The organism is Enterococcus sp. 3G6_DIV0642 (genome assembly GCF_002140635.1).
Lineage (GTDB): Bacteria > Bacillota > Bacilli > Lactobacillales > Enterococcaceae > Enterococcus_D > Enterococcus_D casseliflavus.
In genome coordinates this window covers 1,943,800-1,969,438 of the sequence record NZ_NGLH01000001.1, presented here as the reverse complement: position 1 = coordinate 1,969,438, position 25,639 = coordinate 1,943,800, and the positions used below count along the sequence as shown (strand labels likewise).

The following is a 25,639-nucleotide window of genomic DNA, read 5'->3' as shown; positions in this document are numbered from 1 at the left end:
AAAGGAGCAGCGTATGAAAGAAACGATAACCATCAACGGAAAGATAAAGCCATTAACAGTGGATTTAAATGATCCGATCCTTATTGAATGGTCGATGACCAATTATCAAGGCTACCGATTGCAAATTTTCAATGAACAGCAGCAAGCAGTGTATGACGTTTCCAACATAGCCGCTTCTGAGAATAAACTGGCGGTCCACTTGCCACAGCATCCGCAGCGAAAAAAATATCAAGTCAAATTGACCGCCGGAGCAGGAAACGATGTCACCAGTTACAGCAGTGTGTTTTTCACGATAGAAAAGCGTGAGAAACCTAAAGAAACTATGGGCAAGTGGATCACTCGCTTAGATGATCCTATTAAAAAAGAACGGTTTTACTTTTCAGAAGAGAAAAATAGCTGCTTGTCCCGCTCCTTCACACTGGAAAAGTGTCCTTCCTATGCAGTGATCGATTGCTGCGGGCTTGGTTTTTATCGCTTGTCTGTTAATGGTAAAACGGTATCAGATGTTTATTTAAACAGTGATGTAACGAACTATGATCAAGTCGTCTACTATGATACTTATGAATTAACTGATTTTTTACAGGAGGGAGACAATCGGATCGAAGTTGAACTTGCGAATGGCTGGTACAACCCAGCTCCGATTGAGATTTTAGGTCGGTATAACATCCGCAAACAACTAGCGATCGGTAAACCCTGTTTCTGGGGGGAGCTTCAGTTAAATGACGGAGGAGAGAATCGCTACATTTACTCAGACAATCAGTGGCAAAGTAGTTTTGGGCCTTATTTGCAAAACAATCTTTATATAGGAGAAATCGTTACCGATGTACCTGATCCTCGACCAGAAGGAAAAACGGTACAAATTGCTGGTCCCGCGGGACGTTTTAAGCCAAGCTTTATTCCTAAAATCAAGCGCACACAATCGATCATTCCCCAAAAAATGACCGAAACTGCAGCGGGACTGCTTATTGACTTCGGTCAAATCATCAGCGGTCAATTTGCTTGTACACTTGAGAAAGATTTCATTGGTCAGATCAGAATCAGCTATGCAGAAACATTAGATGAGCAAGGCAACCCTGATTATACGTCTACGATCAGTGGAACTTATGGCATCTACGATCCCTATGAAGGGAAGCAGCCAGATGATCCCATCGTTCAACGAGACATCATTGAGAAAACGGCAGCGAGGACGTTCGTTTTTGAAAACCGCTACACGTATCATTCCTTTCGCTATGCGTTGATCGAGACGAAACTTGCTAACAACCTTCAAGCGATTGTGGGCGCAATCAAAGCCTATCGTCTACATACGGATGTGAAATCGTTGGTAACCCTTGAAACCTCCGATCCCTTCTTGAATCAGTTATGGGCGGTTGGCCAAGCCACGCGGTTGAACAACATCCACTCGTATTTTGAGGACTGCACTCGTGAGCGGTTCGGATATGGCGGAGACATCGTCGCTTTATTGCCAACACAGATGGCAGATCTGGCGATTGAGCCGTTGTTGGAAAAAGTGTTGTGGGATTTTGCCAACGACCAACAACCGGATGGTGCAATGACTGCAACTGCGCCATTTGTAGGAATCATGACAAATGGTCCATCAAATGGTGGTGGTGCGTTAGGGTGGCAATTGGTAGTTCCAGAGCTTGCTTTGGCATTGGTGAAGACCTATGGGAAACAAGCAGCGGTTGCCAAGCTGCGTCCACACTTGGAAAGGCATCTCAACTATTTACTCGCTTTTGATTTTGATTATATCGCCCAGTGCTGCCTCGGTGATTGGGGAGCAATTGATGAAACTCAGCAAAACGGGGTGATTACTTCGCCAGATCAGTCCTTTTGCTCTGCCTGCATGTATCTGCTTTTACTACAGCGTTACCAAGAATTGATCGACTTGAGGATCATTGGTAACGAGGACTATTGTCAGCGAGTGACAGCAGCGATCCAGTATACGACACAGCAAATCAAACAGCAGTTTTCTAAAGGAAATGAGCAATACGGTACGGATACCTTGTCTAGCATGATCTTTGCAATGAAAACAGGACTCAGTGAAAAAAAACAAATCTTGCCAAAACTAGTACAAAGGATCAAGCAGCAAGAGGGTATTTTCTCTTTCGGCATCTTCGGGATGGCATGGAGTTATCAGTTGCTGGCTGAAGCTGGCTATAATGATATTATTTTTGATTGGTTGGCGAGGAAATCTGCACCTAGTTATGCAGCAATGCTGGCAAGCGGAAACGGCACTTTGATGGAACATTTTCCAACGCCGCAACATTCAGCCACTTACGAGGGTTCGTTGAATCATGCCATGTTTGCTTCTTATGGGTATTGGTTTGTCCGTCATTTATTAGGCATTCAGATGACAAGCGCTGGGATACTGATACAACCAGCCTTCGATGTACCTGTAGCCCATGTCAAAGGCTCCTTACAAAGTACGTTTGGAGTAGTAACTTTAAGCTGGGAAAAGACTGATCGTACCGTTCGCTTAACGGTGGAGTTGCCACGAACATGTGGCTATGAAATCAGTCAGATGAAAGGTTTTAGAAAAGTCAGCGAGAAAATAGAGGATGTGGGGAGCCAACAGCGGGGCTGCTATTTGTTTAAAAAAGAATAGACAACTGAAAGCAACCAGACTAACTTACATAAAGATTGTCTGGTTGCTTTGTACACTTTTTTAATAGAAAGTGACGTTGATTGTGACGATCTCACTGGCTGTGCCTAGTCTTAGAGGCGGTCCCCAGGTACCAACACCAGAAGAGACGATGATTTGTTCACCAGATACTGCTTGTAAGTGACCATAATCGATCTCGTAAAAAGCCTTGGTCACTAAATTAAAAGGGAATAGCTGCCCTTGATGCGTATGTCCAGATAAGATGAGGTCCACCTCTTGATAGTCAGAAAGAGGCGAAGGTTGATGATCCATGACGATCACAGGATAGGAAGCCATCTCTGGTGAAACTAAATCTGACAAGTCTGCTCTTGGCATCGTTCCTTGATAACCAATAGGTGAAAGATCTTTGCGACCAATAAGGTAGAAGGCTTCATCTATCAAAATTGCTTCATCGGAGAGTATTTCGATTCCTGCGTCTTGGATAAACGAGAGCATTTGCAAGAAAGTGTCTCCAGCATCATGATTCCCCAAAATCAAGTAATTGCCATAAGTTGATGATAATTGTTGAAATGATTCGATGAGTTGGTTTGGGTTTGAAATTGCCTGAAGATTGCCATCGAAAAAGTCACCAGCAATCAATACGATATCGGGCTGAAGCTGGTTGATTTGTTCGACGATTCGATCGACTCGTTCTTGACCATTCACATATCCTAAGTGTAAATCGCTAAACATCACGATCTTTAGTGAATCTAGATTGCTTTTTTTCTCAATCTTTACTTCATATGTAGTATGGACAATGCGATTTGCCGACACCATCCCATAAATAAAGCAGCATATGATTAAAACGATCGACCCTATACCAATCAGCAGCGTTCCTTTTTCAGAAATGTTGCTCGTTCCTATGTGCCCAAATATCCAAATGAGACTGTCAATAACGAAAAAAATTAGTGATGAGACACAAATTAGCCCGAACCAATACATACCGAAAGTACCCAAGAGACCCCAATTCACGTTTTCAATTAAAAAAGCAGCAATCGTGGTCAATGAACAGAGAAGAAAAAAGAGGTGCAGAAAACTGAAGTGCTATAAATACCGATACCTCCAAAAAAAGTTTAAATAGGTTAGAAAGACGGTGTAATCGTAGAAACCAATCATAGATGTGCCTCCTTTTGCAGAGAATCAATCAACATTTTTCAATGCAGAAACCAAGTCTAGTTTTTTAAGCCGTTGGCTGACAAGAAATGTTGTACTTAACGAACTAAGCCAAACAATCATAGAGGCGATTGTGACATTAATCCAGGTGAAGTGGGCGGTGTATTCAATCGTAATGGTTGAAAAGGTGCTTACATACTGTGAAAGGAACCAACTTCCTGCAGGAATTCCAATCAGCCAGCCAACCATTGTTGTTGCAGCATTTTCAATCATGGTGATTCGGCGAAGTTCTTTTTTTCTAAAGCCAAGGACGCTTAATGTCGTATAGTCACGAGTTCGTTCAACAAAATTTAGCGTCCCTAAATTGTATAGGACAACGATGACTAACAAAACTGCAAAAGCAATGATCATTGTAAAGATCCCTCCTAGACTATCAACAAATTCATACGCATTGTCCATTTGATCTTGTCGCGCAATCGTTGATGTGATTGCAGGATTGCCGGACAATGCTTCAGCAGTTTCCTCGTCTACTAAAAGCGTCTGAGGCAGAAAAGTCCCACCAGCTTCCAGCCAAGTTTTTTTTAACAAATAAGCACCTTGGTTCGTTTCACTAGTTATGATCCCAGATACTTCAAAGCGAAATGAGCTTTCATGAAATGCAGGAAAGACTTCTATTTGATCGCCTTTTTGAATGCCCGCTCTGTTAGCAAAACCTTCTGTTAGATAAATACCGCCAGGAGTGATCAACTCATTGTCAGTTGTTTTCATATGAACAAAATCCCCTTGATCAATGATCATCAGTAAGCGATTGTAGCCGTCATCAGGTGCAAAACGGGTAGGCAAAATTTGCACCTCTTGTCCAAAGGATTCTTCCAAAAATGCTGAATCACTAGTATTTATTCGTTGATGATAAGTAAAATCCTCTGTATAAGCTTTGTTAACTAAGTGGTTGATGGATTGGGGCATGCCTAGTCCGGCTGTGATCAGCATCATACCACCAGCAACTCCGATGATCCCCATTAAAACTCTCATTTTGTTAGAAGCAGCATCGCGAACCCCCCATTTGGCTTCATAACTTAACGGGTTCCAGAAGAACGAAAGCTTTTCTAGTAACAAATGGGCACTCTTGCCTTTTGTATTCCCTCTAAGGAAGTCCGCTGGCAGGCCAGTACATGCTTGATCAGAAGCAAAATAAGCAGAAGCCATACAAATGATTAACACGAGCAGACAAACGATTAATGAAAGGGAATTGTAGGAAACTGTCCAGTGTGGGAGAGATAGAATATTCTTTTGCGTTTCTAAAACAAAATGCGAAAGCAAGGGCGCTGCTGCCAAGCCAGCGGCGATGCCAAAGCTGCCGATGATCAAGCCGAAGCTAGTGAAATGAAACCCGATTGTTCTATTTGAAAACCCCAACGCTTGAAGGACTGCGATCTCTTTTGTTTGGGTATCAATCAACCGTTTGATCGTTGTATACATTGCAAGAATTGCTAGTAGGATAAACAAGAACGAAAACATAAAGGATAGATTTTGAATTTGAGTGACGCGGCCCAAGGCTTCAGAAACTTCCGTCAAGGTTGCTTGATCATAGTACGCAATATGGCGTTCCCCCATAATCGATTCAATTTCGGTTCTTAAGCGAGAGCTAGTCCCAGAGACTTCGACGACGTTAGGTAAAACGGATGTCTCCAGCATCATTTCTAAAGTTGCTTCAGATAAAATCCCGTAACCATAGCGTTGCGGGTCGGGAGCAATATACTCTTGTGTACCAGTGAAGAAGAGTTTGTCAGTTGTTAAAATCATCCCTGCTATGGTCAACTCAATTTCGCGACCATCAACCATAATCCTCAGTGATTGGTCTAAGGTAAGATTATTCGCCTGTGCATAGTCATGATTGATCCAAATAAAACCAGGGGATTCATGGAATGAAGAACCTTGAACGAAATAAGGCTCTGCGATCGGTTCTCCAAGTGGTGAACGAAGAGTCAAAGTGCGTTCTGATGATGAGGAAGATGCCTGATTAGTCAAATCAGAAACTGTAAATTCGAACTGAGGAAATGTCTTTTCTATCCCATCTAGTGCTTCGATTGATTGGATATCGTTTTCAGTAAAGCCAGTACCATAAACCCAGGCATCTGCCAGACCATTTGCATCAATAAAGTTGTTCAGACTTTTTTCCAAACCACCCCAAACACCTTGTAACCCAACAAATACAAGGACACTTAGAAACGCCATTAAGAAGACGGAGAAGAATTGCGTCCAATTTCTTTTGAGATCTCTAACCAGTTTTATAGACAGAAATTTCATATCAAGACTCCTTTGTATTTGCCGTCAGAGGCTTTTTTTGTTCAATCGATTTGATTTTTCCATCATGCAAATGAATAATTTTATCCGCATATTGAGCGAACTCTGCATTATGAGTGACCATCACCACAGCAGTATCCACATTTTCCGAAGCTTTTTTTAATAAAAATAATATTTTTTCCCCTGTATTTGAATCCAAGGCACCAGTTGGTTCGTCGCAAAGTAAGAGTTTTGGGGCTTTTGCCAAGGCGCGTGCAATCGATACTCGCTGCATTTCTCCACCAGATAATTGGTTAGGGAAATTATTTTTTCTATGGGATAATCCCACAGATTCAAGGTAGTGAGAGGCTGGTTCATTATTTGTACTCAGTTGTTGTGCAATGCCGACATTTTCTAATGCAGTTAAGCTAGGAATCAAGTTGTAGAACTGAAAGACAAATCCAACGACGTCGCGCCGATAATCTGAAAGCTGTTCATCAGAAAGACGAGAGATGTCTTTTTCTTCCATGCGAAACTCTCCTTAGCTTGGACGATCCATACCGCCTAAAAGGTTTAAAAGCGTGCTTTTTCCTGAGCCTGATGGTCCTAAAATGATGGTGAATTCCCCCTTATTAATCGTGAGGCTCACATCATTTAACGCTATGACTTTACGATTATTTTCACCATAAAATTTATTGATATGTTTCAATTCGATCATTTTGATCCTCCTAAAAATTTCTTGTATGTACTGTTATCTTAATAAAGGAAAAACAAAAAAACATCCGTAATATCCGAATGTTTTTTTGCGGGGTTCATCATTTGATTAAATTCAGTTTGAGTCCTTCACGAACAGCACCGATCCTTGTTTGTACATTCAACTTATTGCAGATGGAGGAAACGTGGTTTTCAACGGTTCTGCGACTGATAAATAGTTTTTTTGCGATTTTTTCATTGGTTTGTTCCTGTGCAATCAATTCTAATACTTGCCGTTCTATCTCACTTAAGAGACGCATATCCTTTTCAAGAAAAAGGTGTTCAGGGGAAACTTTATTGCCATGGTAGACCGTTTTTATCGTTGTGATCAATTCGTCATACGATGCTTCTTTTCTTAAAAAAGCCCATACGCCAAGCTCAAAGGCTCGCTTGTGAATAAGTGGTTCATAAAAACCAGAAAGCATAATTATTTTTGGCAAAGTATCCTCATTCGTTGAGTGAATACGCGGAATCAGCTCAAAGGCGTGTGTGCCATTCAGCATCATATCGAGGATGACAATATCAATTGACTGGTCTGCCATAACTTGAAAAAACTCAGTTGGTTTTGTAAATGCACCTATAATCGAAAATGAGGGCTCTTTTTGCAGCGTATTTTTGATTCCTTCAAGGACGAGTTCGTGGTCGTCTAACAATGCAAGTTTAATCGGCATAGTCTGCTCCTTCGAAAAATTTTTTGGGAATTTTAAGCTGAACGGTTGTAGGTGAGTAGTGAATGACAAATCTACCCGACAATAACGAAAGTTTTTCTTTGATTACATTCAATCCGAAATGAGGACCTTTACTAAGAGAGTCTTGTCCAAAAGTTCCGTTATCACTAATTTCGAATACTACTGTATCATCCTCAACTGCATTTGTGATTATCAGTTCTGTTGCATGTCCATGCAAAATACTGTTATTGAGCAATTCTTTGACTGAGCGCAAGATGAAGTTGTTGATTTCAGGTGAATCTGAATGGATGGTTCGGTCATAGGCAAAATGTATGAGCACAGGGTGGTTTTGCTGTATTTGAACGAAAAGAGAAGCCAATGTTTTTTCTAATCCTATTTCTTGCAGAAGCAGAGGATATACATCTGAGCAAAGTTCTCTTAAATCATAAATCAATTCATCAAGCTGCTGGATGATTTTTTCTTTTGGCACTGTTTGTCTATCATTTTCAATTTGACGTAACAAGTGGATGATCTCTTGAATGATCCCATCGTGAATATAGCTTGAAATTGTCTCTCGTTCTTTTTCAACTGCTAAAAATACATCTAGTGAATTCATTGGTTCATTATGGCGACTTGCTAAATAGAATAATTCTTGTAGAAGTGGCAAAAGAGTATATATTAAAAGGAAGAGATAAAGAATAATTAGTAGATTAGGAACGTAAGCGTTAAGTTGGCTGATAAAAATGACGATTACCGTTAAAAATAGTGAGAGTATCAAATACATCGATCTGGTTGTGATACGGTACCGAAATTTCAAGACGCGATCAATTGCTAAGCGATGGAAAATTCCTATAAAAGGCAGAAAGATAAAAAATACCAGCATATAGTAAGGTGCACTCCATCCAATAGGGAATGCATATAAATAAAGAAAAGGGGCAATACTTACAAATAGAATTACTGGAAGGTTGACTTTGGTAGCTGTTCTATGTTTTTTGTGACTTTAATTAAAAAAAGAGAAGCAATATTCGCCAAGCATCACTAGCATCAAGCTGTAAACAAAACCGACTGATAAATATTCAGCGAGTACATAGCCAATCTGAAAAAAAGCGGCATAACAGGTTGCTGCTAGATTTAATAGGAGGAGCAGTGCTGGAAAGATTCCTATATTGCTTATTTTATATGAGCTGTTGATCTTCAAAAATGAATTCAAGAAAAATGGAAAAGTGGATAAGGAGATAATCAAAATCACTCTACCTAACGTATTCCCAATACTTGAAGGAAACGCCGCTAAAAAAATAAACGCAAATACAAAGAGCCATAAATAAAAAAGCCGTGATCTTTTTGAAAGAAGCTGTTTTCGATAAAAAAAGAGCAAGAATAAAACTAACGATCCACTAAAAGCTAAAAGTGTAAAAAATATCGGCAGAAATGTTTTGGGCGAATCAAAGCGATAAGTGATTCGTTGCTGCTCTCTTTGGATCGTGAGTGAATTGATTTGCTCGACAACTAGCCAATTTGTTAATTGTTTGTTCTCTTTTGGTAACTGTCCATCGAGCTCTACTAGCTGATCATTGATTTGCAGCGAAGTTTCTGCTCCCAGACCACCTTCATAAATACGTTTTATAAACCATTCGTCATTTATTTGGTAAGCCCGAATGCCTAAATAAGTCGTTTGATACATGGTCTGAATGAAATAAATAATCAAAATTAGGTAGAGACTCCCCAGTAAGATATGCAACGCTGGCCATCTATTCGATTTAATCAAGTCTGCCTCCTTTTTTTTGAAAAAATTCCAATACAATGTTCAATTTATCACAAGGGTGGTTGTCGTTGGCAGCATTCTTATCCATGGACTTTGAAACGCTGGGTGATTTTAGACATCCAACATTTCCCTGTGATTTTTTATCAAATAGTGTATCAATAGTTTCAGTCTGATTCAAGCGCTTTTTAAAGATTTGCGTTAACAGCACTCTATTTCTGCTATACATTGTCATTTTCTCTAAGAATTTGCATTCTATGAAATTGGCACTATGATTGGTTCCATCATTTTTTGCTACACAAAAATCGTCTTTATTTATCCGTTTTCCAAATAATGCTGAATTATCTGCGTATTTCATCTATGAGGTGGTGAAAATGGATCAATGGAAGCTGCTCAAAGACTATTGGCGATTTGCAGTTGGTGGTGCTGTTTTGATGGTTTTGCTGATCATCTGGTTTGTACCGTTCTCGCAAAACAAAGAAACAAACTGGCAATCAATGGCAGATGCAGAAGGTCAATCGTCTAAAATGGGGGAAGGTGGAACCCTTCAAGAAGATGGTCTTCACGATGAAGAGTATGAGATCGTTATCGATGTCAAAGGAGAAGTGCACCAACCGGGCATTTATCGTTTAAAATCAGGTGCGCGGATGTATGAATTGATCGAACAAGCAGGTGGTCTGACAGAAGAGGCGTTAGAAACAGCGATAAACTTAGCACAAGTGCTGCAAGATCAACAGATGGTGATCGTCCCTCATAAAGAGGATCAAGCGTTTATGGAGATGAATGCTTCAGGAGTAGGTAGCAGCCAGACAGCAGTGACACAAATCAATCTGAATCAAGCCAATGCGCAGCAACTGCAAGAACTGCCAGGCGTGGGTGCCAAAAAAGCAGAAGCAATCATCGCTTACCGCGAAGAATATGGCTTTTTTAAACAGATTGATGACCTAAAAAACATCACAGGCATCGGAGAGAAGACCTTTGAGTCCTTGAAAGAGATGATTACAGTGACGGACTGAACCAAACAAAAGTAAGAAATACTAAGAAATGACGGTTGAAAATTCAAGAAATTCGATTAGAATAGAACTAATCAATGGCAAAGGAGCAAACGAATGAGCAATACGAGAATCCCATGGGACCAGTATTTTATGGCGCAAGCTGTTTTACTTTCTTTACGCAGTACGTGTTCCCGACTTGAAGTCGGCGCTACATTAGTCAAAGATCGCCGAATCATCGCTGGAGGCTACAATGGGTCAGTCAGTGGCGATGTACACTGCATCGACGATGGCTGTTATGTTGTCGATGACCATTGTATTCGGACGATTCATGCAGAAATGAATGCCTTATTGCAATGTGCAAAATTAGGGGTGTCAACAGACAATGCGGAAATCTATGTGACGCATTTTCCTTGCCTTCCCTGTACGAAAGCAATTTTGCAAGCAGGGGTTAAAAAGATCCATTATTTGAATGATTATCGTAACAATCAGTATGCACTAGAATTGATTCAACAAGTAGGTGCTTCCGTCCACCAAGTTGAACTTGATCCGGTGTATTTTGAAAAACTTTCATTTGGTATGCTGAATGATGCACAACCAACAAAAGAGAACTGATTCATTTTTATTTCTTAGTATTATTTTTGCTTGTTCGGTGACTGCTTACTATGTGCAGTCCATCTTACTGGGACTCATTGCACTTTATTATTTCGGAATGCTTGTCTTAAAACGACAAGCATTTTTGTGCATGATTTGTTTTGTCGGACTGTTGCTGTTAAGTGTCCGCGTCTGTCTTTCTCGGACTGGAAACATACAAGAAGGTGAGTATCAAGGGGTAGTCAATGTGTTGCCAGACACGATCAAAATCAATGGTGATCTGCTTACGTTTGAAGCAAAATCTTCGACAGGTAAAGTGATTGGTCGTTACACGATTTCTTCAGAGACTGAAAAACAGCAATGGCAGGATCGATCCGATTGGGGAAGAAAGCTGCTGGTGAATGGATTTTTTTCTCTTCCTGAAAAACCACGAAATCGCCACAGCTTTGACTATTCTGCCTATTTGGCCAGTCGATCGATTATTGGCACAGTCCATATTGAGAAAATTGTAGGAATGGAAGAAGCAGACTCAGGCTTTTCGCTTGCAAAAGTTCGAGCAGAGGTTATTTCTTCTGTGCAACGAATCTTTCCTGAACGCTCAGCAGCCTATATCAATGCGTTGCTCTTTGGTTTTAAAGACCATGACTTTCAAGAAGTACGTCAAATGTATCGTGCGAGTGGCTTATTGCATTTTTTTACGATCTCAGGAATGCATGTTGTCTTATTTTTCAAATGGTTTCGCGGATGCTTCTGCCGATTGGGGTTTACGCAAAAAGAAATGCTGTTGCCAATGGGGGTCTTTTTCTTGGTCGTAATTGGGATTTGTGGCGGCATTAGTGTCTGGCGTGCTGTCTTGGCATTGTCGGTTACTCAAGTGACCACTCTTTATCAACAACGGCTATCGGCAAGTGATCATTATGGGATCGTCTTAACGGCTCTTTTATTCGTTGATCCCAAAGTATTGCTTCAAACATCGGGGCAACTAAGTCTTTTGATGACCTTCTTGATAGTAATGCAGCGACCAATCGGATTGACGTGGTTTTGGCGCTGTCAGTTCCTCACGGTGCTGGCTGCGCCTGTCATTGTCTCGCTCTTTTATGAATTCCCATTATTTGGGGGCTTTTTGACGTTTGTCTTTTTACCGTTTTTTCAATTGGTTTTGCTACCAGCCTGTTTCGTAATGTTCATTGCTGGGACGCTTTTCCCAACCATCAGTGGGCTGATTGCCCTTTTTGAAGGGCTTTTGCTGCTTATGGAAGTTGTCGTGGGCGCTGTAGGAGGCGTGTCGATAACGGTGGGTGCCGTTCCTGCAGGATTGGCTGCTAGTTGTTGTTTGCTCAGCTTGCTCTGTTACCAAAAGAAACGGTGGCTGCTGGTGATCTGTTTTTCGCTTGTTGTACCAATCGTCTTTCAGAAGAATCGCGTTTTACCCACCATTAGTTATGTCGACGTTGGTCAAGGCGATAGTATCGTTTTACAGGCAGAAAAAAATCGCGAAGTTTATGTGATCGATACTGGAGGTTCTCTGTCTTTTCCGAAAGAAAACTGGCAAGAGCGCAAACGACAAGCTGCCGCGGAATCTACATTGATTCCTTTTTTGAAAGGGGAGGGAGTCAGGAAGATCACCGGTTTGTTTCTAACTCATGGCGACACGGACCATATGGGAGATGCGCTAGCATTGATGAAGGCGATCCCCGTTGAAACGTTATATCTCGTACCAGGAAGTGAACAAGATCACCGCATCGCCAAGCTTTTAAACGAACTGCCTAAGCAGACAAGCGTTGTTTGGACGACGGTTGGCCAAGTAGTGGGTGATTTCCTTCAGTTGCAAGTATTGGCACCAGAATCAGGTGCAGGACAAAACGAAGATTCGCTGGTGATTAAAACCAAGGTAGGGGATAAAACATTTTTATTTACTGGCGATCTCGAACAAGCAGGGGAAAAAAAGTTGATTCATGATTATCCGAATCTTAAAGTTGATGTATTGAAACTAGGGCATCATGGCAGTCGAACCTCGACGGCACCTGAGTTTGTTGCGGCAATCGATCCCCAATTCGGGATCATTTCAAGTGGACGGAACAATCGGTACGGGCATCCTCATGAAGAGGTGCTTGAAACGTTGGTAAATCAGACCGTTTTGCGAACCGATCAGCAAGGCATGATCCAATTTATTTGGTCTGAAAAACAACAATCATTTTTGATAAAAACGCTGCTAGACTATCCGATTGACTAATGGTAGGATAAGAATGAAAGCGGGGGGAACGATGGAATTACAAAAAGCGTTGCAAGCAATTCGAACCAAGGAGTTGCAATCGATTTATCTAGTCATCGGCAGTGAAATGTTTTTACAAGAGCAAGTTCGCACGGCCTTTTTGGAGCGTTTTTCCGTTGGGAAAGATGATCTGAATTTTGCTTCCTTTGACATGGAGAAAGATCCCCTTGATATGGTGATCCAAGAAGCTCAATCGTTGCCTTTTTTTGGCGATCAGCGATTACTGTTTGTTGAGCGGCCATTTTTCTTAACGGCTGAAAAAAAGAGCCATGCACCTGAGCATGACTTAGATGATTTTTTGAATTATATCAAAGAACCATTGGAATCATCGGTAATGGTGATTTTTGCAGATGTCGATAAATTAGATGAACGGAAAAAAATTACTAAGCAATTGAAGAAAGCCGCAGTTGTGATTGATGTCGCACCTATGAAAGAAGCCGACGTGCGTCAGTATCTCCAACAGTCGTTGGCCAATGATGGCATCGAGATGAGCCGAGAGGCGTTTGATTTGTTTTTACGGTTAACGGATTTGCACCTATCAAAAGCGATGCAGGAGTTACAGAAACTACGGCTGTATGCAGGAAATGGTAATAAAATTACGAAAGAGATCGTCTTGCAGTTGATCCCTAAGACGTTGGAACACAATGTCTTTGAATTAACCAGCGATGTCTTAAAGGGGAACGTATCGGATGCGTTGCGCTTGTATGACGATCTATTATTGCAAGGGGAAGAGACGATCAAGATCAATGCTATCTTGATCAGCCAAGTCCGTCTGCTGTTACAGGCGGCGATTTTGATGAAAATTGGCTACCAGCAAGCCAATATCGCAGAAACGTTGGGGATTCATCCGTACCGAGTGAAGTTAGCGATGCAGCAAGCTCGGGGGTTTGGAGAAAAGCAATTAGCGGCACTATATAGTGAATTGATCGAAAATGATTACTTAGTAAAAAGTGGTCAGATGGACAAAGAGTATTTGTTCCAGCTATTTGTTTTAAAACATGGCAAACAGTAAGTCAAAAAGAAAGGCGCAGCAATCATCGATTGCTGCGCCTTTCTTAATTTGCTTATTTTGCAATTTTTTTACTTAAACGAGATTTGTCGCGACTAGCTTTGTTCTTGTGGATCAATCCTTTAGTCTCAGCCATATCGATTGCTTTAACAGCATCTTTATATAACGCATCTACGTTATCAGCACCAGCTTCAACAGCTTGATCAAATTTTTTGATTGCTGTACGCATTGTGCTTACTTGAGATGAATTCTTAGCATTAGCCGCTTCGCTTGTGCGAACACGTTTGATTGCAGATTCAATGTTTGGCATGTATTTCACCTCCGAAAAAAAAGTTCAATTACGTTTAGAAAACGTATAAATCAACACTAGTCATTATACCTAATGCCAAGAGTGATTGCAATAAAAGTTGTAAAGAAATTTTACTTAACACAAAAATTTGTTTTTTGGCCGTGCTATTTTTTGCTTTATAGATTTTAAAAATGCTTCTTTACACATTTTTTACTGAATAGTTATAAAAAGTTTACACAGAAACAGCTTTCTATGCTATGATTACTTCGGAATTTTTAAATGGGGGAATCTATGTGAATATCGCTTTGTTTCTAACGATTGTGTTGTCATTAGGGGTGATTTTCGTCAACGGCTGGACGGATGCGCCGAATGCTATTGCAACCGCTGTCTCCACGAGAGTCTTACGCCCGAATATCGCCATTGGCATGGCAGTCGTCATGAATTTCTTAGGTGTGCTGGTGATGACGTATTTTAATGCGCAAGTTGCAGAAACCATCAGTAATATTGTGACTTTTGACTCAGGCGGGAGTTTTCGGGTCTCACAGATCGCATTAGCCGCTGCCTTGTTTTCAATTGTTGTTTGGACGGTCGCAGCTTGGTATTTTGGGATCCCAACTAGTGAATCCCACGCGTTGATCGCAGGACTGACTGGTGCAGCCATGGCCCTTGGTGGGTTACATGCAGTCAATGGCGAGGAGTGGCTGAAAGTTTTGATCGGTCTTGTCGTTTCTACGTTGATGGGCTTCATTGGCGGCTTTCTGATCACGAAACTGATCGTATGGCTCTTTCGCGATACCCAACGGCGAAAAGCCAACAAAATTTTTACAGTTGGTCAAGCCATTGCGGCTGGTGCCAATGCGTTCTTACATGGTGCACAAGATGGCCAAAAATTTATGGGTGTCTTCATGTTAGGGCTTTTCTACAACAATCTTGCTGAAAAGACCGGCAATGGCTTTTCGATCCCACTCTGGGTGATGGTTCTTTGTTCCTTGACCATGGGGATCGGTACTTCTGTCGGTGGGATGAAAATCATCAAATCAGTAGGGATGGATATGGTAAAACTGGAAAAATACCAGGGCTTTTCTGCAGATGTTACCGCTGCGATCTGTTTATTCTTGTCTTCCGTATTTGGTATCCCAGTTTCAACGACCCATACAAAAACGACTGCCATCATGGGGGTAGGGGCTTCTCGACGTTTTTCTAGCGTTGATTGGCGCATCGTTAAAGAAATGATCTATGCTTGGATTTTAACGTTCCCTGGTTGCGGGTTGATTGCGTTTCTAATGGTGAAAATTTTATTGCTAATTTTGTGAGGAGAGAAAGTAATGGCACGAAAAAAAGGATTTGATTATTTTGCGGCAATGGAGCAGTTGGCAACAAATGGGCATCTAGCTGCGAAACGTTTTTCGCTGTTGATCAATGATTACTCTGAAACAGCGTTAAGTGAAGCGGCAGCTGAGATTCATGGATTAGAAAAGGAAGGCGATCAGGTGATCGCTGAGTTAACGAATGAGTTGTACGACTCATTTATCACACCGATCGATCGCGAAGACATCCTGGTCATCTCCGAGCGCTTAGATGATATTTTGGATGGCATTATGGGACTGACTTATTTATTTGAGAATTTGGTCATTACGAAGATCCGCCCTGAGACGAACTTATTTGCTGAAATGATCGTTCAAGCGACACAGGGGGTCGAAACAGCATTAAAAGAGTTTCCGAAGTTCAAAAATTCAAAAACATTGCGTCAAATGATCAACGATGTCAATACGATTGAATCAGAAGCAGATCTTTTGTATTCAAAAATGAAAAAAGCGTTGTTTACGGATGAAAAAGAAGTGCTGGAAATCATTAAATGGAAAGATATTTATGATCGCTTTGAATCGATTATCAACGACACCGAAAGTGCGGTTGATATTATTGACGGTATGGTAATCAAAAACACGTGATGGAATAAGAATTCTACTTAACGAAAAAAGAGCAACTATTGCAGCATTGAAATGCCCAAGAGTTGCTCTTTTTGCTTATAATTGGATCAGCCAATAGCCGATCAAAATGATTCCTAAAACGATGCGATACCATCCAAATACGGTAAAATCATTCCGTTTGATGTAGTTCATCAAGAAACGGATCGCGATGATCGAAACGATGAATGACACGATGGTTCCTGTCAATAAGATGACGGTTCCTTGGAAATCAAAGGCATTGCCATCTTTCAAAAACTTGAAGATTTTCAAGGCACTGGCACCAAACATGGTGGGAATACCTAAGAAAAATGAAAATTCAGCAGCAACATAACGAGAAGCGCCGATCATGATAGCACCTAAGATAGTAGCACCAGAACGAGAAGTTCCTGGGATCAATGCCAATACTTGGAACATCCCTACGATCAATGCCGCTTTGTAGGTGAACTTGTTCAAATCGGTACATTTTGGTGCTTTATTTTTGTTGCGTTTTTCTACCACGATAAAGCCGATCCCATAAACGATCAAGACGATCGAAACGGAGAAAAAGTTGTAGAAGTGCGCATCTAACCAATCATCTAAGGGTAATCCGATAATAACCGATGGCAAGACCGCCACGACGACTTTAAACCATAACGTCCATGTATCTTTTTTCTCTAACTCATTTTTCTGCGGTGAAAAAGGGTTTAGTTTATGGAAATATAAGTAGACGACTGCTAAAATCGCGCCCAATTGAATGACAACATTGAACATCGTCATAAATTCGGGGGTAACATTCAAACCGATAAATTCGTCGGCAAGAATCAAGTGACCCGTGCTGCTGATTGGCAGCCATTCCGTGATCCCTTCAATGATCCCAAATAAAATCGCTTTTATAAAATTTGTAAAAAACATTGGTTCAGTCCTTTCTATGACAAAATACAACTCTTAGTATACCGTTTCCTGATTCGAATACCAATCTTTTTCCTAAAAAAAGAGGGCAGTTTTTAAAACAAAAACTGCTCCTTTCTTAAAGAAATTGATCAACTGCCAAAGGTTTCTCTTAGGATAAAAGTTCTTGAGAGAGTGCTAAGCCTTTTTTGATGTAATCGGTATTGCCCACTTCAGCAATCGTAAAGCTGCCATCTTCGTAGATCAGTCGAGTGACCGAGCCATTTTCAATATCCATGCGAACATTGTTCTCATCATTGATCAGATGCAAAAGAAAAGCGATCGTTAAGCCGTGAGACACAACTAGCGCATTGCCGCCGCCTTTTTTCTCAACGCGGTAGGCGATATCTTCAAACCCTGTTTTGACACGTTCGGTCAACACATCAAAGGTTTCCGCCCAATTGGCTGTATCTGCGTGATAGATCGCATTGGCGATCGCCTCAAACGAGACATGATTGGCAATCATATCATCGTAATCAGGAAAGTCAAGAATCCGTGGCAGAACGCCCCACATTTCTGCATCATAGGCACCTTCAAGTGAGCCAAAGCACCATTCACGAATCCGTTTGTCGATATGATAAGGGATCTCTGGTCCTCTGACATGTTCACCCAGTATCAGACGCATCGTTTCGATCGCGCGGCCGCTGTCACTGGATACTGCTTCCACAAAATCCACATCTCGTAACCCGAGTCCTAAATAATGGATGCCTTGTTCACCAGTACGAGTCAATGGGGTGTCGCACCAGCCTTGCACACGCTGCAATGTGTTGAACATGGTTTTCCCGTGACGCACGACATACAATTCCGTTTTTGCCATAAGTAGTAATTCCTCCTTTGGTTCGTAATTCGTTTATGCGTTAAAAAACGGATTGGTCCGTTTCTCAATCTCGATCGTTGTTGGTTCCCCGTGGCCAGGATAAACGGCCATCTGATTCGGTAAAACAAAAAGTTGCGTTTGGATGCTGGTCAGCAATTGCTCAAGGTTGCCAGTTGGTAGATCGGTCCGACCGATGCTGCCTTTAAATAAGGCGTCTCCAGAAACGACAAACTTGTCAAAAATAAAACTGACGCTGCCGATGGAATGACCTGGGGTTGCAACAACCTTAAAGGACATGCCAGCTATCTCGTACTCTTTCAATTCTAGCTCGAATTCTGCTGGACGTGCGGTGATGGTTCCTAATTCAGGATGACGACCAGAAAGGTTTTTCATAGGATCACTTAACCATTCTTGCTCAAGTGGACTAACGTAAACGGGGATCTGATAATAATCCCGCAAATGGTCAACTGCGCCGATATGGTCATAATGAGTGTGGGTCAATAAAATCGCTGCTGGTTTTGCGCCTGTTTTTTCGATCTCAGCGATCAATCTCGCTGCTTCTGCTCCAGGATCAATAATCAACAAAAAATCTTCTTTCCAAATAAGGTAACAATTTTCTTGAACGGGTCCTGTCACTAAACCAATGATTTTCATGCTAAAACCTCCTAGGATCACAAATACTTGTGTCTGACTATAAGTATAGCTTAAAGTATAAGAGGAAACAAAGAAAGGTTTTTAGGAGTGAAAAATTAATGATAGAAACGATTAACACAGAAGACAATCGTCAGGCGATCTGTCAATGGCTCAATTATTCAACGAAAAAAACAGAGGCAGTGAGTGCCTTTTCCGATCAAGAGCAGCTTTCATTTGCATTTTTTGACAATCACGATCAACTTGGTGGGTTGATTGGGAAACGGACAGGTAATACGATTCATATTCAATTGTTTGCAGTTGATCCAAACCATCAGAATCAAGGGGTGGGGAAACAATTGATGGAAGCACTTTTCGATCACGGTAAAAAAGCGGGGTGTCGTTCCGTGACAGTTACCACCCAAGACTACCAAGCGCCACAGTTCTATCAAGCAGTCGGCTTCGAACAATTTGCTGTGCTTTCTGACACACCTGTACTTGGCACGGATAGGCTTTATTTCGTGAAGATGCTGTGACCACCCTATGGCAGGCAGGTGATAAGGCTAACCAATAGTTTGATGAGAGAAAAGCTCAGAATTATTGTGGGAATTCGAAAATTTTTCTAAGAAACCGCATTAGCAAAAAACTGCTGTTATACTAATTAAAATAAGAAAGCGCGTGTTTCGTTTGAAACTGGTCTAATTTTTTCCTGCAGCAGAAACATTCGTCGTGACTAAGTTCGGGGAAAGTAAGTGTTCAGGACCTTGTGTTCGTTTTGATTGGTATACATCAACTTTTTGTAAGAAGGTGTTTTTTATGAAAAAATCGCTCCAATTCTTTTTCACTGTATGCTTTGCTGTGCTTCTTTTAGCGAGCTGTGGTGAGGAAGAGCTATCCATCGATGATTCGAAAGAAGTTTCTGAAACCGTTACTTCCGCCTCCAAAGCAGTTGAAAATGGCGACCTTGATTTGATGTTGATCCAAGATGAGAGTGTCATCTTTCCGCAAAGTCAAGGGGTTTATGATTTCCATGAGAATGAGTTGACGATCGTTAAGCAGTATTTGCCGATGGCAGACTTAGAAGATAGTTCAGCCAGCGCTAGTGATGTTGCCTTGTATGAAGGACAAATCGAAAGTGATTTTCAGCGTCATTTTTCCCATTCAGAGGTACAGTTGTCCAACGATCCTTATCAAATTTATGAGATCACCTATCAAGATGCCTCATACATCGTCGAAGGAAAACGTTTGACGATCATGGCAGATGGGCGAACCTTTGAGTTCACCTTAGATCCTAATAATCAGAAGGCCTATGATCAAAATGGCGTTAGCTATGACATTCAGGTCGATCAATAAATTTTCTTAAAAAAATATTCCTGCTTTACTTGCTTAGGTGAGTAGAGTAGGTTTTTTTGGTAACCTTTCGTCAAACCCATTTTCTGGAAGTGGAAATGGCGTTGATTACCTGATGAGAAGGCATTTTGCCGCAAGTGGTTTTTTTAGAGATCAAACCTATTTGGATAGGATACTCTCCGCAGAGGATGAAAAGCTGTTTCTGTTCGCTTTTCCAAAAGTGATCTATCCGCTATAATGGCAAACGAGAAGGTGAACACGTGTATAAAGGAAAAGTTGCGGTTAGAAAAATCGTAGAATTTATTTTGCGCAGAGGCGATATTGATAGCCGCAAAGTCAGTAATCATACCGCACAAGAAGGCGCCCGTATCCATCGCCAACTACAAAAAGAGGCTGGGGATGCGTATCAAAAAGAAGTCTTTTTCAAACGAGAAAGCCAAATTGAGAAAGATTCGATCACTGTCGAAGGACGTGCCGATGGTCTCTTTTTTGATGCAGCTGTTAATTCTTGGGTGATCGATGAGATCAAAACTTCAGAACCAGCTTTCGAAGATATCCCTGAAGATCAAATCGATTTGTTTTTTGCCCAGGGAATGGTTTATGCTTATTTGTTTTTACTACAAGAAAATGAACAAGCAGCGCTTAATGACAGTGAAAAACAAGAGAAACCAGAAGCAGAAGCAGAAGCTACTGCTGATGGAGAAAATGATCCGAGGAGACCCATCGATCGGATCGCCGTACAATTGACTTATTATCAAACCACTGAAAAGCTGACCACCCGTACGAGAAGAACATTTCAGTTGTCAGAATTAGCTGTTTTTTATGAAGAATTACTTCAGGAATATCATAAATGGTTAGTTTTTCAAGAGAATTGGCGCCGTGTCCGCAATACGTCTTTGCAGCTGCTGTCTTTTCCCTTTGAAACCTTTCGCAAAGGGCAGCGAGAGTTAGCAGCAGCGGCGTATAAAACACTAAAAAATGGCAAGCGACTTTTTGCGGAAGCGCCAACGGGAACTGGAAAAACCATGTCAACGCTGTTTCCCGCATTAAAAGTTCTCGGGGAAGAAGGGGCAGATCGGGTCTTTTATCTGACGGCGAAGACGATCACCAGACAAGTGGCTGAAGATGCGTTGAGCAAGTTAGCAGACAACGGTAGTGAAACCAAGAGTGTCACGATCACTGCCAAAGATAAAATTTGCTTTCTGGATGAACGAAATTGTACGCCAGAGCATTGTCCTTATGCACAAGGTTATTACAATCGAATCAACGAAGCTTTGTGGGATCTGTTGCATCACGAAAACCAAATAACCCGAGAAGTGATCGAGACTTATGGAATGAAGCATACGGTTTGTCCCTTTGAGCTTTCACTGGATGTCAGTGTCTTTTGCGATGTCATTATTGGTGATTATAATTATTTGTTTGATCCAACCGTTTATTTACGGAGATTTTTTGAAGAGCCAGACGAAGAGTATTTCTTTTTAGTGGATGAAGCCCATAACTTAGTTAATCGTTCGAAAGAAATGTATTCTGCAACGATCTCCCGACAGCCATTTAAGGAATTAAAGAAGAAGCTGCCGAAGGATCAACAGAAATTAAAACGCGCACTAAACAGAGTTGATAAAGAATTTGCGGCTTTAGCCCAATTAGCAAAAGAGGAAGGATGGTCATACCACCATCAAGCAGCTCCCCATGAAACAATGGTCAATCAGCTATACAAATTAGCTGAATTGATGAAGGAATGGTTGCCGGCAAATCCTGAGCATGAATTGCAAGAAGAAGTGCTGCAAGTGTATTTTGAAGCTAACCATTATTTGAAGATCAGTGAATTTTATGATGATCACTACGAAACGACGGTGGAGATCGACCGCTATGATATCAAACTACGGCAATTTTGCATCGAACCAGCGCCGTTTTTGGAATCCGTGTTAGATAAGGGCAAGGCCAGCCTGTTGTTTTCTGCGAGCTTTACCCCTTTGTCGTATTATCAAGAAGTATTAGGTGGCGGCGATGAAGCTTTGCGCTATCGCTTGCCAAGTCCTTTTGATCCGAAAAATCAGGGGATTTTTATTGCGGACTATATTCAAACGACGTATCGCCAACGTGAAGCCAGCATTCCTGCGATCGTTGATGCGATCCAGCAAATGACGGCAGCGAAAGCGGGAAACTATATGGTCTTTTTCCCATCTTATCGTTACTTGGATGATGTGGCGGCAGCATTTTCTCAACAGGCGCCAGAGGTGGAGGTCTTGATTCAGGGGACTGCTATGAACGAAGCAGAGCGCGAGGCGTTTCTTGCGCAGTTTCAATCTTTTGACCCGCAACAATCATCCTTGGTGGATAAAAGTCAAGACGAACCAAAGAGTCAACCAAAAACATTGGTGGCATTTTGTGTCCTTGGAGGAATTTTTTCTGAAGGGATCGACCTAAAAGGCGATCGCTTGATCGGTGCAGCAGTGGTAGGAGTCGGACTGCCGCAAATCAATCACGAGCAAGAATTGATTCGGGAATATTACGATGAGAAAAAGGCAGCTGGCTTTGCGTATGCCTATCAGCTGCCAGGGATGAATAAAGTCCTGCAAGCAGCCGGTCGAGTGATTCGGGATGTCAGCGATCGTGGCGTGGTGTTATTGCTGGATCAGCGCTTTCGGACACCGCGTTACCAAGAACTTTTCCCACTACATTGGCAGCATGCCTTGCAGATTCGTCGGCCGCAAGAGTTATCAAAGGCATTGACTCATTTTTGGCAAGAAAAAAACTAGAAGCAGAGCTTTCAAGAGCGGTTGCGCAAAATCAGTAGATAAAGCTGATTTTGCCTAACCATCACGTTAGACTCTGTTCTAGTTTTTTTGATTAGCGATAATTTGTAAATTGTAAATCGATCGTCAGGGGCAGTTTACGCAACAATTGGATCACCTCTTGCAGATCGTCACGACTTTTGCCTGTTACCCGAATTTGATTGTCTTGAATTTGGGTTTTAACTTTTAGCTTGGCGTTTTTGATCGCTGTCGTTATTTTTTTTGCGTTTTCTTTATCGATGCCATTGATCAATTCTGCCGTTTGACGAGCTTTTGCCCCCAAGGCATGCTCCGTTTCGCCAAATTGAATATTTTTCGTTGGTACATTCCGTTTGATCAGCTTCGCAAAGAGCACATCTTTGATTTGCTCCAACTTAAATTCGTCATCTCCAACGATCGTCAGTTTGCCCTCAGTCATCTTGATTTCTACTGTGGAGCCTTTAAAATCAAATCGGTTTTTCAATTCTTTTTCCGCCTGTTGAATGGCGTTTTTCACTTCTTCTGTGTTGATCTCAGATACGACATCAAAACTTGCTTCTTTTGCCAAAATCAATCACTCCTCTCATCTCTTACCTATGATTTTAACATGGAGGCGAACGATGCGGGAATGAAAAGTAAATTTTTGCAAATAATTGTTTCATTTTTTCACACAAACTGCTATTCTTTGGAAGGAGATTTTTAGTGAAGGAGCTAGATCATTGTGAGTAAGTTATTAACGAAGCACGAACAATCAGAACGATTGAAAAAAATAGGGGTTATTTTGCTGTCAGGTATCACTGCAGCCATTGCTTTAAATTTCTTTTTGATTCCCGCAAACGTTCTTTCTGCTGGGATGAACGGGGTCGCCCAATTGATCGTGGCACTTGCCTTGGAGCATTTTGGCGTTCACCTTAGTACAGGGCTGTTTATTTTCCTCTTAAACTTGCCTATCTTTGTTCTCGGGTTCATCAAACTCGGGAAATCATCGACACTATTGAGCTTTATCAATGTCGTTGTCGTTTCCGTCTTAACGATGATTCTTCCGCAAGGAGCGATCACTGACAATATTTTGGTTAACGCTTTGCTAGGTGGCGTACTGTTGGGCGTCGGCGTTGCGTTTTCACTGAAAATGGGTTTTACCACCGGCGGAATGGATATCCTTTCGTTGATATTATCAAAAACGACTGGAAAAACGGTCGGTAAATATATGTTTATTTTAAACGGCATCATTGTCATGGTCTCAGGTTTCGTCTTTTCTTGGGAAAGTGCCTTGTACACGATCATTTCGATTTTCGCGATGAGCTACGTTGTGGACATGCTGCACACAAGTCATCAAAAGGTAACGGCAATGATTATTACGACCAATGCGGAAGCTGTTGGGAAAAATATTTCTAAGCATGTGTTTCGCGGCATGACTTTGTTCCCCTCAGTCGGAGGGTATTCAGGCGTACCTGGCAATATGATCATGATGGTCGTGACGCGCTACGAGATCTACGATTTAGAACAAGCCGTTTTAGAAGCTGACGGCAATGCGTTTATTAATTTTGTGCCGACCCAATCGATTACAGGCCGTTTTGCGACAGATGATGAACAACGGACCTTTAAAACGACAGGGGTCTTCCCAGAACTGAAAATACACAAGAAAAGCCGTCCATAATCAAGGATCGTCCATTTACAAATCTTGCAAAAGAAGGTATTATTTGAAACAAGAATTAAAGGAGGTCTTCAACCGTGGCATATACTGAAGTAGAAGCAGAAGCAATCAAAGAGCGTGTCTTGGCTGCCTTGGAAACCGTGATTGACCCTGAGTTGGGGATTGATATAGTGAATCTAGGCTTAGTTTATGAAGTCGAATTTGATGCAGAAACAGGCAATACCGTAATCAAAATGACCTTAACAACAATGGGCTGTCCCTTAGCCGACGTATTGACTGAATCGATACACGAAGCACTAAGCGATATTCCAGAAGTCAAAAATCCAGAGGTGAAATTAGTCTGGTATCCCGCTTGGACGACCGATAAAATGAGTCGTTATGCAAGGATTGCTTTGGGGATTCGTTAAGGATTTTCAATCATAGAAAGTTGTTTCATATTTGTTAACTAGATGGAACAAGCTGTTTTCTTAGGTGTCGGACAGTTGGCAAAATGAGGATATAAACACAGAACTCTTTTATTAACTTTGAAAAAGTTGGTAGAAGAGTTTTTTTATAGAATACTTTCTTAAATAAACAGTTACTTGGTGAAAAAGTTATGCTTTTTTACTAAAAGCATTAAAGAAAATCATATATTTTAAAACTTGAAAGCTCAACGTATTTTCCATTCATATAACAACTCAAAGTGAGTTAGTATTTAACTTTGCCGAAATAGTAATACTTTCTATAAACCTTCGATCACTTTGACAAAAAGAGAGCATAGATTAAATTCTTATTCATCCACATTGATAACCTTAAGGTGCATCCCAGAAAACATGTCTAAATAAAAGTTACTGAATTTAGTCAGAGATTTTGGGATACGATGAATTTTCCTTAAGGAGTCAATGTAGAATGAAGAAGGATGATTCTAGGAATGCTTTTTCAAAGGTCATGTGATTTCATCCTATCAACTGACTCTTGGTTAACAAATATACAAATGTGTTCTATGCAACCATACATATAGGAAAACGATAGCCAAACTACAGTTTCGGTCAATCATTTAGCGAGTTACATATTTTTAATAGAGATTCGAGATTAATTAATTGTATTAATGTATAATTATAGTTAAGTTGTAAAAATGATTTGGTTGATTCCCTTGATCATAAAAACA

22 protein-coding genes and 1 pseudogene are annotated in these 25,639 nt (G+C 41.2%); 12 read left to right on the top strand and 11 right to left on the bottom strand.

Going from position 1 to position 25,639, the window contains the following annotated elements:
* Positions 1-13: 13 nt before the first annotated feature.
* Positions 14-2,605 carry a family 78 glycoside hydrolase catalytic domain gene (locus tag A5878_RS09415; protein WP_081116917.1) on the top strand — a complete coding sequence of 864 codons (2,592 nt, stop codon included), beginning with the start codon at positions 14-16 and terminating at the stop codon, positions 2,603-2,605.
* A 60-nt stretch (positions 2,606-2,665) separates the two neighbouring features.
* Here A5878_RS09415 and A5878_RS09410 read toward each other — a convergent pair whose 3' ends face one another.
* From A5878_RS09410 to A5878_RS09385, 6 genes and pseudogenes are all read right to left on the bottom strand, one after another.
* Positions 2,666-3,334 (bottom strand): metallophosphoesterase, encoded by a 669-nt coding sequence (locus tag A5878_RS09410; protein WP_179135468.1) that lies wholly within the window; start codon positions 3,332-3,334, stop codon positions 2,666-2,668.
* A 447-nt stretch (positions 3,335-3,781) separates the two neighbouring features.
* Entirely contained in the window at positions 3,782-6,061 is a 2,280-nt protein-coding gene (locus A5878_RS09405) for an ABC transporter permease (protein ID WP_081116919.1), read from the bottom strand.
* A 1-nt stretch (position 6,062) separates the two neighbouring features.
* Positions 6,063-6,755 (bottom strand): annotated as a pseudogene (locus A5878_RS09400) (ABC transporter ATP-binding protein).
* 97 nt (positions 6,756-6,852) lie between these two features.
* Entirely contained in the window at positions 6,853-7,461 is a 609-nt protein-coding gene (locus A5878_RS09395; RefSeq protein WP_081116921.1) for a response regulator transcription factor, read from the bottom strand.
* Complete coding sequence (locus A5878_RS09390; RefSeq protein ID WP_086295468.1) at positions 7,451-8,341, bottom strand: sensor histidine kinase; 891 nt, start codon at positions 8,339-8,341, stop codon at positions 7,451-7,453. Before A5878_RS09390 ends, A5878_RS09395 begins: the two co-directional genes overlap by 11 nt.
* 117 nt (positions 8,342-8,458) lie before the next feature.
* The gene (locus A5878_RS09385; protein ID WP_081116923.1) at positions 8,459-9,223 is read right to left on the bottom strand and encodes a hypothetical protein; all 765 of its coding nucleotides are present in this window, start codon (positions 9,221-9,223) and stop codon (positions 8,459-8,461) included.
* Between the two features lie 368 nt (positions 9,224-9,591).
* On the opposite strand from A5878_RS09385, the gene A5878_RS09375 reads away from it, so the two are divergent.
* The 4 genes from A5878_RS09375 (at position 9,592) to holA (ending at position 14,087) form a co-directional block, all read left to right on the top strand.
* The gene (locus A5878_RS09375; protein WP_081116925.1) at positions 9,592-10,233 is read left to right on the top strand and encodes a helix-hairpin-helix domain-containing protein; all 642 of its coding nucleotides are present in this window, start codon (positions 9,592-9,594) and stop codon (positions 10,231-10,233) included.
* Positions 10,234-10,326: 93 nt separating this feature from the next.
* Positions 10,327-10,824 (top strand): ComE operon protein 2, encoded by a 498-nt coding sequence (locus tag A5878_RS09370; protein ID WP_086295465.1) that lies wholly within the window; start codon positions 10,327-10,329, stop codon positions 10,822-10,824.
* A complete protein-coding gene (locus A5878_RS09365) occupies positions 10,796-13,036 on the top strand; it encodes a DNA internalization-related competence protein ComEC/Rec2 (RefSeq protein WP_074535272.1) in 2,241 nt (746 codons plus the stop codon). The genes A5878_RS09370 and A5878_RS09365 overlap by 29 nt, the downstream gene beginning before the upstream one ends.
* A 31-nt stretch (positions 13,037-13,067) precedes the next feature.
* A complete protein-coding gene (gene holA / locus A5878_RS09360; RefSeq protein ID WP_074535294.1) occupies positions 13,068-14,087 on the top strand; it encodes a DNA polymerase III subunit delta in 1,020 nt (339 codons plus the stop codon).
* Positions 14,088-14,139: 52 nt separating this feature from the next.
* Here holA and rpsT read toward each other — a convergent pair whose 3' ends face one another.
* Positions 14,140-14,394, bottom strand: a complete 255-nt coding sequence (gene rpsT, locus A5878_RS09355) for a 30S ribosomal protein S20 (RefSeq protein WP_005230162.1) — start codon at positions 14,392-14,394, stop codon at positions 14,140-14,142.
* Positions 14,395-14,630: 236 nt separating this feature from the next.
* Here rpsT and A5878_RS09345 point away from each other — a divergent pair, with 236 nt between their 5' ends.
* The gene (locus tag A5878_RS09345; RefSeq protein ID WP_005230169.1) at positions 14,631-15,686 is read left to right on the top strand and encodes an inorganic phosphate transporter; all 1,056 of its coding nucleotides are present in this window, start codon (positions 14,631-14,633) and stop codon (positions 15,684-15,686) included.
* A 12-nt stretch (positions 15,687-15,698) separates the two neighbouring features.
* Positions 15,699-16,322, top strand: coding sequence for a DUF47 domain-containing protein (locus tag A5878_RS09340; RefSeq protein WP_005230171.1), 624 nt, complete (start codon positions 15,699-15,701; stop codon positions 16,320-16,322).
* 75 nt (positions 16,323-16,397) lie between these two features.
* Here the strand turns inward: A5878_RS09340 and A5878_RS09335 are convergent, their stop codons facing one another.
* From A5878_RS09335 to A5878_RS09325, 3 genes are all read right to left on the bottom strand, one after another.
* Complete coding sequence (locus tag A5878_RS09335) at positions 16,398-17,231, bottom strand: undecaprenyl-diphosphate phosphatase (protein ID WP_005230172.1); 834 nt, start codon at positions 17,229-17,231, stop codon at positions 16,398-16,400.
* Between the two features lie 148 nt (positions 17,232-17,379).
* Entirely contained in the window at positions 17,380-18,084 is a 705-nt protein-coding gene (locus tag A5878_RS09330) for a histidine phosphatase family protein (RefSeq protein ID WP_005230175.1), read from the bottom strand.
* Positions 18,085-18,117: 33 nt separating this feature from the next.
* Positions 18,118-18,738 carry an MBL fold metallo-hydrolase gene (locus tag A5878_RS09325; RefSeq protein WP_005230178.1) on the bottom strand — a complete coding sequence of 207 codons (621 nt, stop codon included), beginning with the start codon at positions 18,736-18,738 and terminating at the stop codon, positions 18,118-18,120.
* Between the two features lie 98 nt (positions 18,739-18,836).
* Between A5878_RS09325 and A5878_RS09320 the strand changes: the two genes are divergently transcribed.
* The 3 genes from A5878_RS09320 (at position 18,837) to A5878_RS09310 (ending at position 22,823) form a co-directional block, all read left to right on the top strand.
* The gene (locus A5878_RS09320) at positions 18,837-19,250 is read left to right on the top strand and encodes an N-acetyltransferase (protein ID WP_205905123.1); all 414 of its coding nucleotides are present in this window, start codon (positions 18,837-18,839) and stop codon (positions 19,248-19,250) included.
* Positions 19,251-19,530: 280 nt separating this feature from the next.
* Complete coding sequence (locus A5878_RS09315; RefSeq protein WP_081116929.1) at positions 19,531-20,067, top strand: hypothetical protein; 537 nt, start codon at positions 19,531-19,533, stop codon at positions 20,065-20,067.
* 257 nt (positions 20,068-20,324) lie between these two features.
* Complete coding sequence (locus tag A5878_RS09310) at positions 20,325-22,823, top strand: ATP-dependent DNA helicase (RefSeq protein ID WP_086295463.1); 2,499 nt, start codon at positions 20,325-20,327, stop codon at positions 22,821-22,823.
* Positions 22,824-22,914: 91 nt separating this feature from the next.
* On the opposite strand, the gene A5878_RS09305 is transcribed toward A5878_RS09310, so the two are convergent.
* Positions 22,915-23,406, bottom strand: a complete 492-nt coding sequence (locus tag A5878_RS09305) for a YajQ family cyclic di-GMP-binding protein (protein ID WP_005230187.1) — start codon at positions 23,404-23,406, stop codon at positions 22,915-22,917.
* A 153-nt stretch (positions 23,407-23,559) separates the two neighbouring features.
* Here A5878_RS09305 and A5878_RS09300 point away from each other — a divergent pair, with 153 nt between their 5' ends.
* Together A5878_RS09300 and A5878_RS09295 are read left to right on the top strand one after the other, a co-directional pair.
* Entirely contained in the window at positions 23,560-24,495 is a 936-nt protein-coding gene (locus A5878_RS09300) for a YitT family protein (protein WP_005230189.1), read from the top strand.
* 74 nt (positions 24,496-24,569) lie between these two features.
* The gene (locus A5878_RS09295) at positions 24,570-24,899 is read left to right on the top strand and encodes a metal-sulfur cluster assembly factor (protein ID WP_005231940.1); all 330 of its coding nucleotides are present in this window, start codon (positions 24,570-24,572) and stop codon (positions 24,897-24,899) included.
* Positions 24,900-25,639: the final 740 nt, after the last annotated feature.

Coding starts and splice junctions, on each gene's coding strand:
- A5878_RS09415 (WP_081116917.1), top strand. CDS start 14: ATGAAAGAAACGATAACCATCAACGGAAAGATAAAGCCATTAACAGTG.
- A5878_RS09410 (WP_179135468.1), bottom strand. CDS start 3,334: ATGTTTAGCGATTTACACTTAGGATATGTGAATGGTCAAGAACGAGTC.
- A5878_RS09405 (WP_081116919.1), bottom strand. CDS start 6,061: ATGAAATTTCTGTCTATAAAACTGGTTAGAGATCTCAAAAGAAATTGG.
- A5878_RS09395 (WP_081116921.1), bottom strand. CDS start 7,461: ATGCCGATTAAACTTGCATTGTTAGACGACCACGAACTCGTCCTTGAA.
- A5878_RS09390 (WP_086295468.1), bottom strand. CDS start 8,341: ATGCTGGTATTTTTTATCTTTCTGCCTTTTATAGGAATTTTCCATCGC.
- A5878_RS09375 (WP_081116925.1), top strand. CDS start 9,592: ATGGATCAATGGAAGCTGCTCAAAGACTATTGGCGATTTGCAGTTGGT.
- A5878_RS09370 (WP_086295465.1), top strand. CDS start 10,327: ATGAGCAATACGAGAATCCCATGGGACCAGTATTTTATGGCGCAAGCT.
- A5878_RS09365 (WP_074535272.1), top strand. CDS start 10,796: ATGATGCACAACCAACAAAAGAGAACTGATTCATTTTTATTTCTTAGT.
- holA (WP_074535294.1), top strand. CDS start 13,068: ATGGAATTACAAAAAGCGTTGCAAGCAATTCGAACCAAGGAGTTGCAA.
- rpsT (WP_005230162.1), bottom strand. CDS start 14,394: ATGCCAAACATTGAATCTGCAATCAAACGTGTTCGCACAAGCGAAGCG.
- A5878_RS09345 (WP_005230169.1), top strand. CDS start 14,631: ATGATTACTTCGGAATTTTTAAATGGGGGAATCTATGTGAATATCGCT.
- A5878_RS09340 (WP_005230171.1), top strand. CDS start 15,699: ATGGCACGAAAAAAAGGATTTGATTATTTTGCGGCAATGGAGCAGTTG.
- A5878_RS09335 (WP_005230172.1), bottom strand. CDS start 17,231: ATGTTTTTTACAAATTTTATAAAAGCGATTTTATTTGGGATCATTGAA.
- A5878_RS09330 (WP_005230175.1), bottom strand. CDS start 18,084: ATGGCAAAAACGGAATTGTATGTCGTGCGTCACGGGAAAACCATGTTC.
- A5878_RS09325 (WP_005230178.1), bottom strand. CDS start 18,738: ATGAAAATCATTGGTTTAGTGACAGGACCCGTTCAAGAAAATTGTTAC.
- A5878_RS09320 (WP_205905123.1), top strand. CDS start 18,837: ATGATAGAAACGATTAACACAGAAGACAATCGTCAGGCGATCTGTCAA.
- A5878_RS09315 (WP_081116929.1), top strand. CDS start 19,531: ATGAAAAAATCGCTCCAATTCTTTTTCACTGTATGCTTTGCTGTGCTT.